Source organism: Capnocytophaga sp. oral taxon 335 str. F0486, assembly GCF_000277665.1.
GTDB classification, from domain to species: Bacteria; Bacteroidota; Bacteroidia; order Flavobacteriales; family Flavobacteriaceae; genus Capnocytophaga; species Capnocytophaga ochracea.
The window spans coordinates 1-17,710 of the sequence record NZ_AKFR01000037.1 but is presented as its reverse complement, the minus strand read 5'-3'; the positions used below and the strand labels follow the sequence as shown (position 1 = coordinate 17,710).

Here is a 17,710-nt window from a genome sequence, read left to right as displayed (position 1 = left end):
TCGTTTTTTACTTAAGTTTTAAATCTTCTGTTTAAAACGCTTGTATCTCCAATATACATAAGCTAAAACTACGAGCAGTAACAACCAAAGAATATACCTTAATGGTGTACTTTGGGTGTGCTTTCGTATTTGCTCAGCTTGCTGTATTTCGTGCTTTCGAACTTCAGTTTGAACACTTGCGTAGGATTGCTTATAAAGAGTAGTATCAGCCTGCTGTAAGCTCTTAGAATGGGCTCTGATAGCTTTTATTTTCACCTTGCCATTGCGTACCCTTATAGTCTCACTATTGCCGTCCCGAGTGCGGGTATAGGTGAGTTCTTTAGCATTGCCAAGGCTGTTTTTGTCGTTTTCGAGTTCAATCTCGAAAGACGTGGCGGACAGGTCAGACCATTCAGACTTGTGAGACTCCTGAACAAAGAGCTGGGAGCTATCTTTATTGGTGATAAAGTGCTCTTTCTGGACTTGCCTTTGTGTGTAGGTTTCTACTTTTTTGGTTCTGCAACCAATCACTGACAAAAGGAGTAACATCAATAATAAAACTCTTTTCATACATATTTATTTCGCTTGTTCAATCATTTTAATCACTTTTTTCAAAGTATTCGCATAGTTAGGAGCGGTAGCGTAACCCGCTTTAGCAACCTCCTCTGCAAACTTATAGGGGTCACTTTTCACTTTCAATGCCTCTGCATAGCGTTCGTTTTTGATGAAGAATTGAGCGTGGTCAGTGAAACTCTCTTCTGGGGTATCGTACTTCCTAAACCAATCCCTCACTACGTACAAATATTTGCCGTCCGCATGCTTAGTAATGCTGATAATCTCAGGAAAAAGTCCCTTTGTTACCATAGGTACGGAAAGTACCTCCGTAGTACGCACTAACTGCTTCTTACTTGCAGGCGTATCCTTGCTAGCTTTCACCCCGAACATCATATTTCCGGGCATATTCTTGCCCCAGCCCGTCTCTAATGCCGATTGCGCCAAAATAAAGAGGTGAGATATTCCCGTTTTACGCTGAGTCTCGAGGGCGTAAGGCTTGTATTTTGTTATAAATTCTTTAGGAGTCATAATGATTTTCAATATTAAAGGTTTTATAAAATTTCTTATTAATAATACATTGACAAACTTAAAGCCTAAATTATCTAAGTTTTCCTATAAACTCAGAACTAACTACTATATAATAAAGTACTACCCAATAGAGTCAATGGAAAAGGTCAAACCCAAAATCTTCACGTATAAGAAAGTCAGCATTGACTGAAAAGATGTGTAGCATATAAATAATCATTAAATAAACAAATATTTTTAACAGCATACGACCTATTTTACGACTTTCGTGTTTTCCTTTCCTACGATACGAGGTTGCCATACCCGTTTATCTATTCGAATATTAATAAAATTACAAAAGCAATCAAAAAAAATGGTTAAAACCAAATAGGAAATGAATAGTAGCAAATAAGAGCGACATAATAACATCTATTTTTAAAAAAAGTATTGAAAAAGTATGTCCAAGGGAAGAGTGTAATAAGTCTTTAAAATCTCTAAACCCAAATCCTTGTAATATGTAATTTAGTTTTGTCATAGTAATGAATAAAATAATTGTAAACAATTACGATGTCGGTAAAATAACTACAAACCTTTTAAAAAACTCAGTAATTATAATGGGAGATGTAAGTAGAGTAAATTCTAATTCATAAACATTATTTCCTTTATTATTTGAATAGAATAGTATCCCTTGATCGTGAAACAATATTTCTTTTCCTATTTCTACTCTAACCTCTCTGTAATTAAATGCAGGTGTTTGTCCGTTTAGTTTTTGAATAATTACTGAAAACATAAACTTATTACAGTGTGCTATCTTAAAACTTTGATAATTACGAACCAATTCTTCAAACCTATTAAAATACACCAAAGATTCAATTGTAGGATGTAAAGAATAATGTGATTTAAAAAAAATAGGAGAATTATCAGACATATAAAAAGTCATATTAGTATACCCGTTTTCATTAAAATCAAATTGATAAACGCCTGTTTTATTAGGATTGTGTACTAAGTCAATATGAAACTCGGGCTTAATAGGGTTATTTCCCCACAAAAAATATTGAATAGGATTCATCTTTTTCTTTTGTTTTTAGATTTCAAGTAATTCCAAAAAGCAAACCTCTTTCTTGTTTTTACATATTCAAGATCAGCTTCATTCTCGTAAGCCTCTCTTTCAAAAACAATATTTAGATATCCAAGATTTGCAGATTTGTAAATAAAAATCTTCCTCAACCAATCCAACACATACCACACATAAAAGGGTAATACTAACAACTCCTTCTGCTGTTTTATGTGAATGCGTTCGTGGTTGATAAGAACTTTGTCGTGTTTATCACTTTCGTTCCTTACGAATATAAAGGGGTAGAGCGTAATTGCTCTATACCTTTGTGGAACAAAAAATGTATTTTTTCTTATCAAAGCCATTTGTTATTTACTTTGTTGTTTTTTAGGTTTAAATATTTCTTATATCAATATAACAATCATTTTCACAAATACTTACTACGGCTGTAGAGCCTTTTTTACCAGTGAAAGTAGTGTCTCCTGTATAGATAATGTTCTTCTCTGTACAGATAAAGGTTACTGTTCCATAATCAAAAACCTTACGAAAAGAAACTGACCCCATATTCTGAATTTGGTTTAGCTCAATTCTACAATCATTGGTTACAAAAACTACCTGATTTTGAAGGTCTTTTTGTAACGTTGTGTTTTGTGAGCATTTAACACCTGCTCGTATTACATCATTATACCAAGCTAAATCACGAAATTCACCATTATCCTCGTTAAATCTATTAGCATCAACTGAATTTCGAACGCCAATACGAGTTGCTGGATACCAATTGGGTTTAAAAAATTCTAATGAAGATGCTGAAGAATTGGCAGGAAAATTTACATATATACCACCTCCACCACCAAGTCTAATTCCCCAAGAACCGGCTGGTCTATTTTTAAATGTTTTTAATTCTGAAAAATCTACTTGTTCCTTATAGAAATCAAAATCTTCAGGAGCAGGTGTCCAATCGGTAGCTTTGTTGCCTGTTTCTACTTTCGGTTGTCCTATTTTAAATGAAGTCGCTTGACACTGAATGTGCAATCCTGAAAAATTTATTCGGGTGATTTGTTTGTCAGTAGGTATTGAATATACATTAGAAAGTCTGCCACTAAATGATTTTCCAATATCTGATGTTGTTACTGGTTTCCAAGCACCAAGGTACAAAACAGTGTTATCTGAAAAACTGATAACAAGTTCACATCCTAATCTTCCTTTAGGTGTTATAGCTGTTAAATTGTTATATTCTATGTAGCAAGAAACTGTAACGAGTTTTTTATCAAGGAGATTTTCTTTAAACTCCTCTGATAAAGCAAAACCTTCTACCAATATTCCCGAAGAAATAAATCGGTTACTATTCAAGAGATAGTTTCTTCCACTGATAACCATTCCTGATGAAACTAAATCCGCTTTAGAAATCTGTCCACCACCACCTGTGAGCAGATATTCATCAGAGCTTCCTTCTTTTATAAATTTCTTGGAAATAATACTTTCAGAAAAATTAGGTTTCCCTTCAATATCTCCCCACGAATGTTTATGGTTCTTGTCAGCTTTATAATCAATCTGTTTTTTTAAGTCTTGTGCTGTACCCGTATAATCTCCTTTTGGTAAGAGTCCCGAAATATCTACTTGATGAAGCCCCTCTAACTTTTCTTTATATTCATTAGTGAAGTCATTAGCCGACAAACCCTTTCCTTCAACCTTATCCACTTTTTTGTCAAATAACACCTTATGTGCCTGTGTATCGTTTAGGTGATTACTCAATTGTTCAGCTGAAGCCGTGCCTTCTACGAGTTTGTCTAAGCCTTCTACGCTTGTCATTGGTATCTTTTCGCTTTTGTGCCAAAAACTATCTAACCACGCCCAGAACTGCTCTTGTGTTGGTTTTTTAAGGTTAGAAAACCACTGCTTTAACGTTTCTATTGCTGTCATATCGTTTAGTTTAAAAATTAAAATCCTACAAATTCTATAAAACGAATCACTCGGTAAGGAGGCATATTATTGTGAGGTTTTTCACCTCCACTAAATATCGTTGTTCTATCCATTTCTAATCCTCTATTATCGTGATCAGTATCTCCCGAACCAATACCCCCGTGAATATAAACTGTCCCTCCATTTTCAGAATAATATATATCTTTATAAGGTATCGTCAGTTTAGGCATTTCTGCAACTGTAAGGGTATGTTCCAATTCACCTCCTGCAAATAATATTTGTTCTAATCGGTAGCTACTGTTACCATTGGGATCATAGCCCACAGCCATACGTCCTCGTAAAGGTTCATATTCTCGCCAACCTTCTGGTAAAGGAATGTTAGCTGGTTTTCCCCATATTGCCACCAACCCCAAGGGCACTGTTTTCTTTACACGTTCCTCCAATTTCTCCAAGCGTTTCAACAAAGAGGTTTCTTCTGTAAAAGATTTCTCTTCTATTTGTCTGTTACTTAACACTCGTCTGAAGCTCTCCCACGGATAACTCTTTGTACTACTGCCAAAAGTAGCTACTTTCTCCACAAGTACTGTTTTCTGTGAGCCGTCTTCAAAAATTTTAGACGTATTCACTTCTTTAATGAATACGTGAGAGCCAAGTGTCGTACCCTGAAAAGGGTATATTTCTCCTTCAATGGCTACTACTCCGTCTGACACCGTGTTCCCTACTACTTCACACCCCGAAAGAATAATTAAATCTCCTGAAATACCACTCATTGCATTGAATATCTTATAAGCATTCTGCATATAACTTAATACATCGGTAGTTAGTGGGAAACCTCCCGTTTGGTTTACATTAATACTGTTCATAATTTCTATACTTCTATAATATATCGTTTACTCGCTAATTTGTAAAAGTCTATTAGGGCTTCTATCTCAAAGAAACGGTACTTACCTATTTCACTTGTAGGAATCTTCTTCGCCTCCCATATCTCCAAAGGTATTTTTACGATAAAGTCTACTCCTGTATCGCTGTAATCTACCTCACGATGTAAATACATAGTCCCTAAAAACTTCGGTTTTTGTTCTCCTTCAGTATAAAGATACTGTCCTTTGTACTGATTTCCGTCCCATATGCGTATGCGCCGTTGCTCAATGTCGAATGCATCATTTAGCGCTTTGCGTAAGTAACACACTTGCCCATTCAGTCCAAGTTTCTTAATATCCAAATATCTCTTCTGAATAAAGTCATAATACAACTGACTGATAGGAGCACTAAGCGTTCTTATCCATCCTACCATTCTTGCCTTTCGCAAAAAAGAAGGTATAAGTAGAATGACCAATTTTTCTATTTTGAAATTAAATATCATTTTGTGATGTATTTTATTTGTGAAGCATTCCAGTCTACCTCAAAGTAACCACTTTGCGGTATTTGGGTAACTCCTATGTTTTGTAATGCTCCATAGCCTTTGGTCTCGGGGTCTATCCACGCTGTTTTGAGTTCTTTTAAGTGGGGTATTTTCACCCCATTGGCTTGTTGCAAAGCGTCTACAAGGTGCGCTACAATAAGTTCACCATTAAAAGGTAAGTTTTTAAGATAACCCTCTATGGCTTCTTGTATAGGGCGTTTGCCGTAAAGCACATCGCTTCCATTACTATCCAATACTAACGGGTCGTAATACACATCAAGGTTCAGAACAAGCTTATCAGGCAGATAATTAATAACCGTAGTGCGCACTCCAGCATCTTTAATTTCTGATAAATAACCGCTGAAGGCATTTTGTTCATCTGCTGTAATAGGCTGTAACCGTCCCCCGTTTTCAGTGGCTATCTTTACTATCAACCTACCGTCATTACTCTCCACCACTGCCGAGTATTTTATAATCTTACTCGCCTCTACCTGCTCCTTTGTCTTATCTTTGTTGTTAAACTTATCGCTGTCGGGTAAGAGGTCAAAACCATACTGAAAGGCAAGAGCTTTACTTCTATACCACCGTGCAGTATGAGGTTTTAATTCAGTAAGGCGTTTATCAATATCTGTCCTATGTAAGTCGAATAACTTTTCTAAGCTCCAAATAGCTACCGAGATAATATAAACCCACAGTCGCCATATAGCTACTCTTGAGTTTGAGTTAAGTCCGTTCAGAGCGTCTTCTCGCTCTTTCGCATTATAGATAATCTGTTGTATTTCTTGTATTGTACGTGCCATAATTCCGTAAATAGTGAAAAGTGAATAATTACTGTCCGTCGTGGCTCACGACAAAATCTAAGTTTATCGCCCATATGCTAATACCTTCCTGGCGTTCGCTTATTATTTTGTCCTCTTGCGTAAAAGCAGTTGCAGGCTGTATCTTCTTTGCGATGTAGTAGGTCAAAATATCATTATTAGTGAATGTTTCTGTAGGTATTGTTAATACTTTTCCTGCTACCACATCATCGGTAATACTCAAATTGTTGAGCATTGCCAATTCAAAGATGCTTTCAATAGTCCCTGTGTGCTGTAAAGCAAGGTCTAAAAGACTCTGATTATGTAAAACTACTACTTGCATTATTCTTTTGATTTTCCATTTAGTTGCTTGTATTTCTTTAATTCAGTTAATAGCCCTTCAACAGAGTTTTCTAAATCTTTAATACGCTGATTTGCTTTTTTGAGCTCCTCAATAGCACTTGCGTATTTAGCCCCTAAATCTTCTATCATTTCTCGATAGATTTTCACGGCTTTATCCACATTCTCAAGTTCGCTGGTCTGAAGTTCCATACGTTGCTTGGGTCTACCAAAGAACCAACCCACTACTCCCGATAGTACCATTCCTATAAACGATACAAAATGCTCTTTAAGTCCTTCTATGATTATTCCCATTGTGTTATTATGATAATTTACTAATTAATCGTTCCTTTTCCCATACCAGTAGTAACTCCTGTATAAGTGCCTGCCAGTACAGGTATGCCCGTTTGCACTATTACCTCTCCACTCTTTACATAAGCTTCAATGAGAGAGGCAAGTCGCTCAGCATATTCTTCCATTCCTGCTTCTGTTTTAGTAAGCATTTCTTGTTGCAGGCTTATAATCCCTGCTTTTAGTGCTTGTTTATCTAATGCCATAAGTTTAGTGCTTAGTTTTTAGTAGTCAGTTGCAAGTACTTGCAACTGACTACTAAAAACTTATTACTGTAATAATTCATCTATCTTATTATTAATCTCCTCAAACTTCATCACGTTGCTCGGGGAAAAATTTCCTACACCCGAAGGTGTTTGTATCACTGCGTTTTTAAGTTCCGTTAGAAGCTCGTTTAAAAGACTTTTTAAATCCACTTCCCCGCGTTGCAAGTGCAAGCCTGCTTTGTCTATTGTAAGCTGTATTTCTTCTATACGTAAGCTCACGCTCTCTATCTCACTATAAGCCACCACGTAGTAGCGGTTCTCGTCTTCCCCAATCGAAGCTATCAACACACTGCTCCTCTCCTTGGGGAAGAGATAAAACCGCTCAGCATTATCGTTAATCACTGAAGCTAAGCGCACGGTATATTGTAGCTCGTCGTCCTTCACCTCACACGTGCCCTTTTCTTTGTCTACCGATACCACTTCTACGGCTATGGTAGGTGTTTTGCGTCTTCCTATCTGCCTAAGCCCTTCTGCTAATTCTCTGTCTATACTCATAATTTTGCTCCTATGGTTACTTGTCGACGTGCGCCATTACGTCCGAAGGTAATTTCTACTTTCTTAATAAAGTAACGTTCGTCTATCTCTTTCAATTCATTATCTATCATATGAGCTTGCATACCCCTCGTCGCAAAAGGGACCAAGAAACTCGTTATAGAGCCATCAAAACCATCGTATTTCAGCCTTTCCATCTCGGCTCTTGCCATTTCTCGTAGTTTAGGTTCCTCACTCACTACCGAAGTATGAAAGGTTCTTAGCTCACCATCGGGGTCGCCCTCTTCCACTGTCTTCTTTTTGTTATTTTTGTCGATATAAGTGTAACGTACTTTCAGTTTGCGTTCCTCCTTAGTCCTATACTCCAAATCATTGGCAATAATATTGTAATTGAGGTTATAACGTGCTGTTTGTCCTATATTGGTAAGCTCCGAAAGTCCTGCGTACAGCTTGCCTTCATCATTGATAAACACGCTTAGCCTAAACTCTTCTTTCAGCTTCTCCAATACCTGCGTACCGTTCGCATTGCGAATAATCCACTGGTCTAACTGCATTTCTGGAATATTGTCCGCCAGCACAATAGGCGTGTCCTTCACAACTTCCTGCAATACTTCTCTAAGTGTTGTTTTTCGCCACGACTTGCTGATATTTTTACGTCTAAGTAAGTACATAGCATCTTCACACTCTATGCTTACAGGAATGCTCGGTTTAACCTTCTTTACATAGCCTTCAAACTCCACTCCGCTATACACACCCTCATAAGCAAGGGTAACACTCACTTTGTCACCCACCTTGATAGCCTTTTCAGTATAAAGGCTTTCGCCCCCTTTGGCTACTTTAAAATGGGTTGGCAGTTCAATCGTACAGGTGTCCGCCAATTCGTCTACCGATTTGATGATTTTAACGTTGTGTACTGCTCTAAAAGTGTAATCACCTATCTTTATAATCGCTTGTAATACAAACATTAGTATATCTTGTTAAGTTGGGTTCGTTTCTCGTCTAATTCCGCATAAAAGTCCATATCCGATACAGCTTTAATGGTGTACTTCTGTATACCTTCTTTGCCTTCCATTTCCTCAAAGCTAATATCTTTGAGCACGATGTTACGAATGTCAAAAAGAGTAAAGAGCTTATTGCCTATCACCTCCAAACTCTCATTCTTTTCAAACAATTTGTTAAGGCTTTGTACTTGTGCCGTAGGATATTGATCGGGATTTTTGGGGTCTACACACAGTCCTCTTATGGTAATTTGCCAATCTTCAGTAGTGATATATTCCTTGACCTTACCTTTGCGTTGTTTGCCTACCGTTGCCGTTTCTACAATGGTTTTAGTAAGCGAAAAACTCACCAAAGGCTCATTGGGGAAAACCGTTTGCTCCCCCGATTTATCAGCCACTTTTAACGTCATAAAATACTGACTGCCATTACTGCGTGCCTCACTAATATTAGACAAACTCGGCAGTACAAATTTCGTCTTATTGTTTGCCCACCACTGCGGGAATGCTGGACCTACATAGTCCAAAAAAGCCCGTGCGGTGAGTTCTTTTATATCAAATTCCATAAATTACACTGTTTGCATTTGGTTTACACTGTTCACAATTCTCAAAAGCTCTTCTTTCAGTTGCGCCCCAAAGTTTTCCACTCCTTCCCGTACCGATGATACGTACACTTTGGTATCCGTGCCCAAGTTACCTATCTGTATGTTGATATGGGTTTGACGGGTACCTCCTGTTACAATATTATCTTTGGTTTTATTACCCATCTCTGAAAAAGGTGTGCTGGCAATAGGTGTTGCTAACGGACTTGTTTTTTGTCCCGTTTGCCCTATGCCTAACTTGCCCATTAACCCGTCTTTCACACTCGAAAGGCTCTTAAACTCCAAAGAGTTCCACGCTTTACCAAAATATTCTTTTGCTTTAGCTCCTGCCTCACCTGCTTTCTTATAGCCTTCTGCTACCGATTTAGCACGTTCTTGCAAATCGTTTTGTATTTGGCTTATCATCGCTTGGTTCTCTTTACTATCTCCCAAACCTACAGCCTCTTTAAACTTATACCAAGCCAACTTACAGAGGTCTATACCTGCCATAAAAGCATTCACCGCCGTATTCCAATGAGCTTTGTAGGTGAGAATAAAGGCTTCCCACAAGTATTTCATTCCTTGCACAGTGTTATCCCACGCTTTGCCCCAACCGCTTACACCTACAATACAATAAGTGATGATAGCAATAAGTGCCACTATGCCTGCTATAATCAATACAATAGGATTAGCTAAAAAAGCTAAGTTCGTTTTAATTACTGCCCAAGATAGTCGGTTCTGCCACGCCGCAGCAATAGCCATATAAGTGTTATGCAATGTGATAGCTGTAATAAATACTCCTAACACTCCTGCAATACCAAGGATTATGGGGTTCCCCTCTTGAAGTTTTTGAATAAACCAACTCAATCCGTCATTCAAAGCTCCAAATACCATCGTAGAAAGTGCTACCAACGGAATCAGCAACGGACTTATAACCTCATATACTTTTACAGCTATAGATTCTATCGAAGCCATTAAAACTGTAAATCTGCCTTGTAGAGTGCTGTTCACATTCTCAGCTCCTTGATAAAAATCTCCTTGTGCATCAGTTGCCCATCGGAAAGCCTCAGCCAACTCTCTTGCCGAAATTCCTCCTTTGTCCATTCGCTCTTGCAGAGAGGTCATAGTCTCGCCCGTCCGCTCACTTATTACTTGCAAAGGATTAAATCCTGCCTGTTGCATCTGTGTGAGTGTAGCTTCTTGCAATTTCCCTTGTGTGGTCACTTTGGCAAAGGCAGTAGCTAAGGTTTCTATCTTTTTGCTATCCCCCAAGGCAATATCTCCTATTTGTTTGAGCATTCCTAATGCTCCTTCAGGAACCAACCCTGCTCCCATCAAACTCTCTTGAGCCTTCACAAGCGATGGTACTTCATAAGCCGTTTGCCCACTGTATTGTGTGAGATTCTGATGTATTTCTTGTGCCTTTTGCATATTACCTTGCACAAAAGTAGCCAGACTCATCTTTTGGGTGTCTGCCGTAAAACCTTGCTTAAATATTTTCTGTAAAGACGAGATAGGGTCTATAATGTTATTAACCACCTCCTTTAACCTTTTAGTCTGATCAAAGAAAGAAGATATCGTGTTTTTTGGATTTTCTGCCATTTATAAACTTTTTTCTTTACTTTTTTATTCTCCATACGATTCACTCTCCTTTTGGCGAATCCATTCCAGTTCTTTCACTCGCATAGCCCACTCAGTATCATTGAGGGCATCGGGATTGGCAATATGCATATAGTAACGCAGTGAGGCATTGGTAATACGCAACCAATCCCGAGGCTCGTCAATTTCCGCACTGCTTAAAGCTTTTCCAAGGTAGCTTCTTTAATTTGTATCAATTCGCCAAGCTTACTGCTTGCCGAAAGGAAAAGTGCATCATCAGTCTTAATCTCTTCATCTCCTCCCAACCAACAGTTAGTAAGGATAGCCTCATTAAACTTCATCGGGTCTTTCGTTGCCAATGTCGAAGCATAACTCAGGGTAGCGCGGTCAGGCGTTCTCAAGTATGCTACTTTATCATCTACTCGCAATACAAATACTTCTTTGTACTTTGCTTTCCATTGTTTGATTTGTTCTTTTGTTACGTCCATTTTTTATCAATTTGCTAATCTGCTATTTTTTACCCTTGCCTTTTTACATCAGTGAAGATAATAGGAAGCTCTACAACCATATTTTTATCCCCCTGCTTCATCGCCTTTTTCACTTCTGTAAATTCCACATTCTTGAGAATATCGGTTACTATTTGTCCACCTTCTGAGGGTACGTAAGCAACAACCAAGTCAAAGTTAAGGTTTAGAATGTCGTTGTTTTTGGCATCACGCGTCATTGCTTCCAATTCACTTTGCCAAATGCTCAACTTCCCTTCAAAACTGTGATTACCTCTTACAATACTCAAAGGTTTACTCCCACGTCCGTAAAGCGCCGATTTCTCTTTTTTCTCAGTGTATTCTACTTCTGTCACCCCAGCAATAATACGCCCTCCAAAGGCAATCGAAATATCGCTCCACGCATACTGTTTACTACTAAATGTTCCCATTTTTTTCTAATTTATTAATCTACTAATTTATTAATTTGCTAATTTTCTGCCCGTCGTGCTACGACTAATTTGCTAATTCTCTGCCTGTCGTGCTACGACTAATTTGCTAATTCTCTGCCCGTCGTGCTACGACCTCACTCCTAATTTTCTTCTTTCTTTGTGGTAAAACCAATATTCACCTCAATAAAATCAGCATAACCCACAGGAAGGAGTTTTAGCCCTACTACCACTTTACCTGTTTGCAACACCTTCTGTTCAGGGTCTATATTGATGTTCACTGCTGATAGCTCCCCTTTCGAAACCATTTCGCTTTGCAAAGTGTTCTCCAACTTGGTTTGCCAACTCTTGATAATAGCAGGGTGAATGCTTCCCTCTTCTGAAAGTAACACCTCATCGCTTAATTCCTCTACCAAAGCCCCATAAGCAAGAAGTAACGCCTTGTCCATTACCAATCCGCTGCTGAGACTCTTAAAATCATCAGTAGGTTTGGTAAGCGTATTATCTCCTGAAAAATAGTAGCCTGAACGCCCTACGAAGGTGCGAAAGAAAATATACCCTTTGTCGTCTAAGGCGTCCCACTGGTCAGCTTTGCTGTCAATAGTAGTTCCGTCAGTAAAATAAGCCACCAATGGCAATACACTACCGTCCTTCACGCGGTGAATTTTGCGCTGTACGGGTATAGAACTCATTTTTCCTAAGAACAAACCTACTGATGCTTCTTTCTCCTTATCGTCATTACCGATAAAGCAAGCCACTTTGTTGAGTTCGTTTTCCGAGAAATTAGTAAGGTCAGCTACTTTGCCGTTCCAGTTGTTGCCCGATACCACTACCCTAAAAGGCATATACTTCTTTTCAAAGTGCTCAGCAATAGCTTGTGCTTTCACTACGGCTGTTTGTACATCAGTGTCTAAGCCGGCAGCAATAGTTTCGCTACCAGTTGCTTTTTTCACCACACCCAATACCCTAATAGCACCTTTGGCATCAGCTATGAGAATTGGAGCAAAAGCACCGTCTTTGTCAAGCATTGCAGTCATAGTCGTAGCGTCCGATACGAGCATTACCCACAGAGGTGTACCCGTAGGAGCTTGGTCGTAAAATGCTTTAATATGCTTGTAAGCAAAAGCATTTTCAGCTTCCGAAATACCCAATGCTACGGCTTCGTTTAAGGAAAATACTTGGTACGATTTTCCGAGTTCTACCTTACTGGCTACTCCACTACCTGTAATAATAAGACCAGTAACTTTTTGAATGTTATTGCCTGTACGGTTCATACCATCCTTGGCAATGTTAAATAATACTTTTGGTAATCCCATTTTTTAATTATGTGTTTTTGTTAATTATTTAATAAATGTCCCCCTACCCCTCCCTTATTATATCCTTAATTGTAACTCTACTAATAAAAAGGCAAAATAGCTAAAAACAACTGTCCTCTATTAACTATCAATCATTAAAGGCTTTCCTCTTTTTTAGAATTGTTACCAGGGCGGTCAGTAGCGGTTACTATTATTTTATCACCTGTAAGCGAAGGATTAGTAACCGTAGTGGTGTACACCCATTTGCCCTGTACAAGAGTTGCGCTACCTTCTTCCACAAGAGTAGCATCGTGGTCTTCAATACGCACTTTCACAGCTACGACCTTAAAAGCATCGCCTGCCTCTATCATTATTTTCTCTCCTGTGGCACCACCTGTATAGCCTGAATGGTCTATATGAGCAATTTTAGGAGCGCGCAAATAGTCAGTCATCGCCATATTATAAGCCGATACATTCCTACGCTTTTTAGCCTCTGCTGTATAATCCTCTTTTAGCGAAGGGTCTTGCAAAGCGTTTTTGGCATATGCCGAAGCGCGTATAAATCTCTCTTGTTGTGCTTTCTGAGAAGCACTGGGAGCTTTGGTGTGTGAAGGAGGGGTAGCGACAATAGTTTCTCCTCCGCGTTGGCGAAACACAAACACTTTCCCTACTTTACCACTAAGCCCTGTAATGGCATAGTTTGATTTACTTTTTCCCATTTCTTTAATTTTTTTTTGTTATACATTATTTTAATTGTAAGTGCACTTCTATCGTTTGTTTTACGGTGCAAAATTCCGGCGGTTTTTTCAGTTCTGAAAATCGGCAAACAAGCCTTGTACTTATTTCCCCCAACCATTGTACTAATTTGGTACAAGCGTTGAACGTTTTTTTCCTTACCTCATCTATATGTACGACCTTTGCACCATCAACAAATAACAAATGTGTAAAATGAAAGATTTACTCTTAATCAAAAACGATTTGCACCTTGCTGAAGGTGATTTTCAAGTAGGCTTATCTGAGCCCCAACATCAAAAAGCTATTCTTACTGCCGAAAAAGGACAGTGGAAAGAGCACCCCGAAGTGGGGGTGGGTATTGCCCAAATGCTCGCCGACGACCTTTATACCGAAATGCTTATTGAGGTAAAAAAGCAATTGGAGTACGACGGTATACCCGTGAAAAACGTAACCCTTACCCCTCAGGGCTCACTGCTGATAGACTAATAGTTCCCCTTTTTGTGGGGACTATCTTTCGGCATAACCGCCCTGAAAAGAAAGTATTGCTTCAATAGTACGAGGTGATAAAAACATAATGTTTGCCACCTCCTCTACAAGAGCATCTATCTTCCACTGAGGGTGCTTGGCGCTCAGTTCTTCAAAAAGTTGACGCACTTTTTCATTGCGTTTTTGCAAGCGCTCTTTGCGCTGTTGTGTATTATCACATTTCATATGTTTCATTTTTTTAATGTTAAACTTCTTACCAACTTTGGTAGAGCTTTTTTTAAACTCTACCAAAGTTTTTTTTTTTTCACCTTTGCATCTCACTCCCTATTGCCTAAGGCCTGGGGCCTATTACCTAAGCTCCCCCTTTACTTCTACAAAAAAAGTCTCATCTTGAGTCACCACTACTCCTATTTTTGGAAAGAAGTCAGCTATTTGCGCATTGTTGCGTTCGGCAAGTAGCTTATCTTTAGCTGGTTCTTCGGCTATGCGCACATAAGCAGGTAAAAATTCTTTTAGCAGGTTTGTTACCGTATTCCACGTAAAACCTTTTAGTGTTTTCAGTTTCGGCGTACCTGTGCGGAATCCTATGGTACCGTGCAAACCGTCAAGTGATTTCTTCTTGACAAATAAACTGTCTTTATTTGCTAATGCATAAGCTTGTAACACATCAAAATTGGTGTCTTTTATTTCTTTAAGAGTCGCCAATTCATTCGTGTATTTATTGCGTATAGCTGCAATTTGCTTCTCTATCAACGCATTTATTTTAGTCATTCGCGCCTCTGCCTTTGCATAAGTAGAAAAAGCATTCTCCATTTGTGTTTTAGTTACCCCAGTAGGGATTATTCTTTTTGTTCTTGCCATTTTTGTATTTTTTTTAATCGTTAATTTTGAATGTAAATAGAGAGAGGTTCATAATCAATTTGTTAATCCAACCCTTGATTGGTATTACTAATTCTAAAATTCTCCCCCCTACCCTACCTTTAGCCCATTGCTGGCTTTACCTTTACTCACATACCCAGCTGTGAGCCCTCGTTGGCTTTACCTTTTATCTTTTACCTTATAAAGCGGGTGCTTTCTTACTGGTTGCCACTCCCTTTGCTCGTCCAGCCAAAGCAGGTGTCGCTCTTCGTCATATTTAAAGATGGGGGCACGCCAACCGTTCTGTTCCACCCACGTTTGTAGTTCTTGCACACGAGCAGGTACCTCGTTCGTACGTCCCGCGCGGTATTGTGAGGTTTGTAGTCGTTCCTCAAAAGTAAGCACCTGCAAAAAACTATCAAGAGCAAGCGCTTGGGTGTATTCTAAAAATCTATTCATTGTAATTTTTTTTGTTATTTGTTATTTTTCACTTTACTATTCACTATTCACTTTTGCATCACTTTTCCTAATGCCTAAGACCTGAGGCCTATTGCCTATTCACTACAAGCCGCCCATATTTTTTCAGCTCACTCCACCAGTTCACCTTATGCCCACTAACTCTTCTGGGCAAATAGCGCACAGGCTGATGATAACTTTTGGCTTTTTCTAACAACACAACCGCTTGCTCGCGGAGCTTGCGCTGTACATACTCATAGTCACTGACTTCATTTAAATGTATTCTCATTGTTTTTAATTTTTAATATTAATTCAATTTATAACCCTAATAATCAATCGTCACATTCTCAACAATACTAACTTGCCGACTTTACAGGATTTCTTTTTAATAATCCCTTAAACTTCTTACGTCTTCTTACGTTAAATTGCCACTCTACAAGGCGAAGCCCTGATTTTTTTATTCTGAAACTAATTTGTTTTCAATTTCTAATTTCCAAATCTGCTAATTTGCTAATTCCCTCCTGTCCTACATTTTTTAACTAACCTCCCCTCAACAATAATTTTTCTACTGCCATAAGGTCGATTATCCATAAAATTTTTGTACTTTTGCTCATTATTCTATTCATTTTGTTTTACGGTGCAAAATTCGAATAAATTTTCGACATGCGCAAATTTTTTTCGAATTATTTTTCGTATTATTTTTTAAATTATTGATTATGAATACAATTAATTTTCGTATAAAAGAACTGGTAGACCATTTTTCCAACGGTAATAATAGTGATTTTGCAAATAAAATAGGGGTTAATGAGGCAAATATTAGAAATTACATAGCTGGAACAGAACCTAAATTTAATGTTTTAGAAAAAATTGTTACTACTTTCGAAGTAAATTACGAATGGTTGCTCACAGGTAAAGGTCCTATGTTAAAAAACAAGGAGATTGTCGAAACTCCTCGTGTAGAAATTATCAAACCTTTAAAAATAGAAGGAAGAGATTTAACTCCCAAGGTGGTAGTGGTTGAAGAAGACGAACTTTTTAACCCCATACCCTTAGTGCCTATATACGCTCAAGCCGGCTATCTCAATGGTTATGAAGACCCCGAATACATAAAAGAACTCCCTATGTACAACCTTCCCGAAATGCGAAACGGCACTTTCAGAATGTTTCAAGTAAACGGACTCTCTATGTTCCCCACCCTGCAAGACGGCAGTTATGTGGTAGGGCAATTCGTCGAAAATTGGGAGTGGCTCTCAGATAACAGGGTGTGCGTAGTAGTTACAGAGCGTGACGGAGTGATTGTAAAACGGGTTTTAAACAAAATAAGAAAGTATGGCAGTCTGTATTGCAAATCCGATAATCGCGACTACCCGCATATTACCGTTAGAGCTGAAGATATTAAAGAAGTATGGGAATGTAAAATGCACCTCTCTTTCGAGTTCCTCGACCCTATCCCTGAGTATCAAAAAATCGCCGATTTAGAAGCCAACGTTCAGTTCCTAACCGAACGTGTAGAACAATTAGAACATCACAACAAACCTATTTAGCCTATCAGAATTGGTTTGCGAATTTTTTTGTCCTACACTTTACCAAAGTTATACTGCGCCTCGTGCCACAACCTCATATTCCCCTCGTCATTCGTCCCTCGTCATTCGCCCCTCGTCATTTCTTCTCTTTTCCGTCCCTACATTTCCCCTTTGGAGGGGGCTAGGGGGAGGTTTCTATTACACTTCCCCATTTACTAATTTACTAATTTGCTAATTCTCTAATTATCCATTCTCCTTTCCGTCATACTCCCCCTAGTGCCTATGGCCTAAGGCCTATCACCTATTCCCTTTTCTTTCGCCTCGAAACCCCGATTTTAACATTTTTAACCTTGTCGTATCACAGTATAAATCAATTACTTATATACCCCTTCTATACCAATCGTCCAAGATTCGTATAAGCTTCCTATAAGCTCTCTATAAGCTAACCCCACCCTTCTTACACCCTTTTTTCATCAAAATCCCTCCCTTCCTTCTTTCGAGCATTTTCGCTTTCTTTCAAAAATTCCTAACAGCCCCAACACATCGCTTTTTCATCTCAAACTTTGGCAAAGTTTTAAACTTTGCCAAAGTT

At 38.5% G+C, this 17,710-nt stretch carries 23 protein-coding genes and 1 pseudogene; 2 read left to right on the top strand and 22 right to left on the bottom strand.

Annotation, left to right across the window (positions count from 1 at the left end; all coding sequences use genetic code 11):
• Positions 1-18: 18 nt before the first annotated feature.
• The 18 genes from HMPREF1320_RS10010 to HMPREF1320_RS09915 form a co-directional block, all read right to left on the bottom strand.
• Positions 19-549, bottom strand: a complete 531-nt coding sequence (locus HMPREF1320_RS10010; RefSeq protein WP_009418608.1) for a hypothetical protein — start codon at positions 547-549, stop codon at positions 19-21.
• Between the two features lie 6 nt (positions 550-555).
• Positions 556-1,062 carry a glycoside hydrolase family 73 protein gene (locus HMPREF1320_RS10005; protein ID WP_009418553.1) on the bottom strand — a complete coding sequence of 169 codons (507 nt, stop codon included), beginning with the start codon at positions 1,060-1,062 and terminating at the stop codon, positions 556-558.
• 538 nt (positions 1,063-1,600) lie between these two features.
• Positions 1,601-2,107, bottom strand: a complete 507-nt coding sequence (locus tag HMPREF1320_RS09995) for a hypothetical protein (protein ID WP_009418575.1) — start codon at positions 2,105-2,107, stop codon at positions 1,601-1,603.
• Between the two features lie 378 nt (positions 2,108-2,485).
• A complete protein-coding gene (locus tag HMPREF1320_RS09985; protein WP_009418567.1) occupies positions 2,486-4,012 on the bottom strand; it encodes a hypothetical protein in 1,527 nt (508 codons plus the stop codon).
• Positions 4,013-4,029: 17 nt separating this feature from the next.
• Complete coding sequence (locus HMPREF1320_RS09980) at positions 4,030-4,875, bottom strand: hypothetical protein (protein ID WP_009418576.1); 846 nt, start codon at positions 4,873-4,875, stop codon at positions 4,030-4,032.
• Positions 4,876-4,880: 5 nt separating this feature from the next.
• Positions 4,881-5,375 (bottom strand): hypothetical protein, encoded by a 495-nt coding sequence (locus HMPREF1320_RS09975; protein WP_015781911.1) that lies wholly within the window; start codon positions 5,373-5,375, stop codon positions 4,881-4,883.
• A complete protein-coding gene (locus HMPREF1320_RS09970; RefSeq protein WP_002674116.1) occupies positions 5,372-6,214 on the bottom strand; it encodes a hypothetical protein in 843 nt (280 codons plus the stop codon). The genes HMPREF1320_RS09975 and HMPREF1320_RS09970 overlap by 4 nt, the downstream gene beginning before the upstream one ends.
• A 28-nt stretch (positions 6,215-6,242) precedes the next feature.
• Entirely contained in the window at positions 6,243-6,554 is a 312-nt protein-coding gene (locus HMPREF1320_RS09965; RefSeq protein WP_009418623.1) for a hypothetical protein, read from the bottom strand.
• A complete protein-coding gene (locus HMPREF1320_RS09960) occupies positions 6,554-6,865 on the bottom strand; it encodes a hypothetical protein (protein ID WP_002674113.1) in 312 nt (103 codons plus the stop codon). The genes HMPREF1320_RS09965 and HMPREF1320_RS09960 overlap by 1 nt, the downstream gene beginning before the upstream one ends.
• A 20-nt stretch (positions 6,866-6,885) precedes the next feature.
• Positions 6,886-7,107 carry a hypothetical protein gene (locus HMPREF1320_RS09955; RefSeq protein WP_009411054.1) on the bottom strand — a complete coding sequence of 74 codons (222 nt, stop codon included), beginning with the start codon at positions 7,105-7,107 and terminating at the stop codon, positions 6,886-6,888.
• Positions 7,108-7,170: 63 nt separating this feature from the next.
• Entirely contained in the window at positions 7,171-7,662 is a 492-nt protein-coding gene (locus HMPREF1320_RS09950; RefSeq protein WP_009418591.1) for a hypothetical protein, read from the bottom strand.
• Entirely contained in the window at positions 7,659-8,624 is a 966-nt protein-coding gene (locus HMPREF1320_RS09945; RefSeq protein ID WP_009418599.1) for a phage late control protein, read from the bottom strand. Before HMPREF1320_RS09945 ends, HMPREF1320_RS09950 begins: the two co-directional genes overlap by 4 nt.
• Entirely contained in the window at positions 8,624-9,220 is a 597-nt protein-coding gene (locus HMPREF1320_RS09940) for a DUF6046 domain-containing protein (protein WP_009418565.1), read from the bottom strand. Before HMPREF1320_RS09940 ends, HMPREF1320_RS09945 begins: the two co-directional genes overlap by 1 nt.
• 3 nt (positions 9,221-9,223) lie before the next feature.
• Positions 9,224-10,837: a tape measure protein gene (locus HMPREF1320_RS09935; RefSeq protein WP_034554532.1), complete on the bottom strand. Its 1,614-nt coding sequence runs from the start codon at positions 10,835-10,837 to the stop codon at positions 9,224-9,226.
• Between the two features lie 194 nt (positions 10,838-11,031).
• Positions 11,032-11,322 carry a hypothetical protein gene (locus tag HMPREF1320_RS09930; RefSeq protein ID WP_009411050.1) on the bottom strand — a complete coding sequence of 97 codons (291 nt, stop codon included), beginning with the start codon at positions 11,320-11,322 and terminating at the stop codon, positions 11,032-11,034.
• 29 nt (positions 11,323-11,351) lie between these two features.
• On the bottom strand, positions 11,352-11,768 hold the full coding sequence (locus HMPREF1320_RS09925; protein ID WP_009418573.1) for a hypothetical protein: 417 nt from the start codon (positions 11,766-11,768) through the stop codon (positions 11,352-11,354).
• A 140-nt stretch (positions 11,769-11,908) separates the two neighbouring features.
• Positions 11,909-13,081, bottom strand: a complete 1,173-nt coding sequence (locus HMPREF1320_RS09920) for a DUF2586 family protein (protein ID WP_034554530.1) — start codon at positions 13,079-13,081, stop codon at positions 11,909-11,911.
• A gap of 134 nt (positions 13,082-13,215) precedes the next feature.
• Entirely contained in the window at positions 13,216-13,779 is a 564-nt protein-coding gene (locus HMPREF1320_RS09915) for a hypothetical protein (RefSeq protein ID WP_009418593.1), read from the bottom strand.
• Positions 13,780-14,008: 229 nt separating this feature from the next.
• Between HMPREF1320_RS09915 and HMPREF1320_RS09910 the strand changes: the two genes are divergently transcribed.
• The gene (locus HMPREF1320_RS09910; protein WP_009418618.1) at positions 14,009-14,281 is read left to right on the top strand and encodes a hypothetical protein; all 273 of its coding nucleotides are present in this window, start codon (positions 14,009-14,011) and stop codon (positions 14,279-14,281) included.
• A 21-nt stretch (positions 14,282-14,302) separates the two neighbouring features.
• On the opposite strand, the gene HMPREF1320_RS09905 is transcribed toward HMPREF1320_RS09910, so the two are convergent.
• The 4 genes and pseudogenes from HMPREF1320_RS09905 to HMPREF1320_RS11400 form a co-directional block, all read right to left on the bottom strand.
• Positions 14,303-14,506, bottom strand: a complete 204-nt coding sequence (locus tag HMPREF1320_RS09905; RefSeq protein WP_009418582.1) for a hypothetical protein — start codon at positions 14,504-14,506, stop codon at positions 14,303-14,305.
• A gap of 123 nt (positions 14,507-14,629) precedes the next feature.
• Positions 14,630-15,142 carry a host-nuclease inhibitor Gam family protein gene (locus HMPREF1320_RS09900; protein WP_009418611.1) on the bottom strand — a complete coding sequence of 171 codons (513 nt, stop codon included), beginning with the start codon at positions 15,140-15,142 and terminating at the stop codon, positions 14,630-14,632.
• A 146-nt stretch (positions 15,143-15,288) separates the two neighbouring features.
• Positions 15,289-15,598 (bottom strand): annotated as a pseudogene (locus HMPREF1320_RS09895) (hypothetical protein).
• A gap of 88 nt (positions 15,599-15,686) precedes the next feature.
• Positions 15,687-15,884 (bottom strand): hypothetical protein, encoded by a 198-nt coding sequence (locus HMPREF1320_RS11400; RefSeq protein ID WP_002674087.1) that lies wholly within the window; start codon positions 15,882-15,884, stop codon positions 15,687-15,689.
• Between the two features lie 427 nt (positions 15,885-16,311).
• Between HMPREF1320_RS11400 and HMPREF1320_RS09890 the strand changes: the two genes are divergently transcribed.
• Positions 16,312-17,139, top strand: a complete 828-nt coding sequence (locus HMPREF1320_RS09890; protein ID WP_009418568.1) for a S24 family peptidase — start codon at positions 16,312-16,314, stop codon at positions 17,137-17,139.
• Positions 17,140-17,710 lie beyond the last annotated feature (571 nt).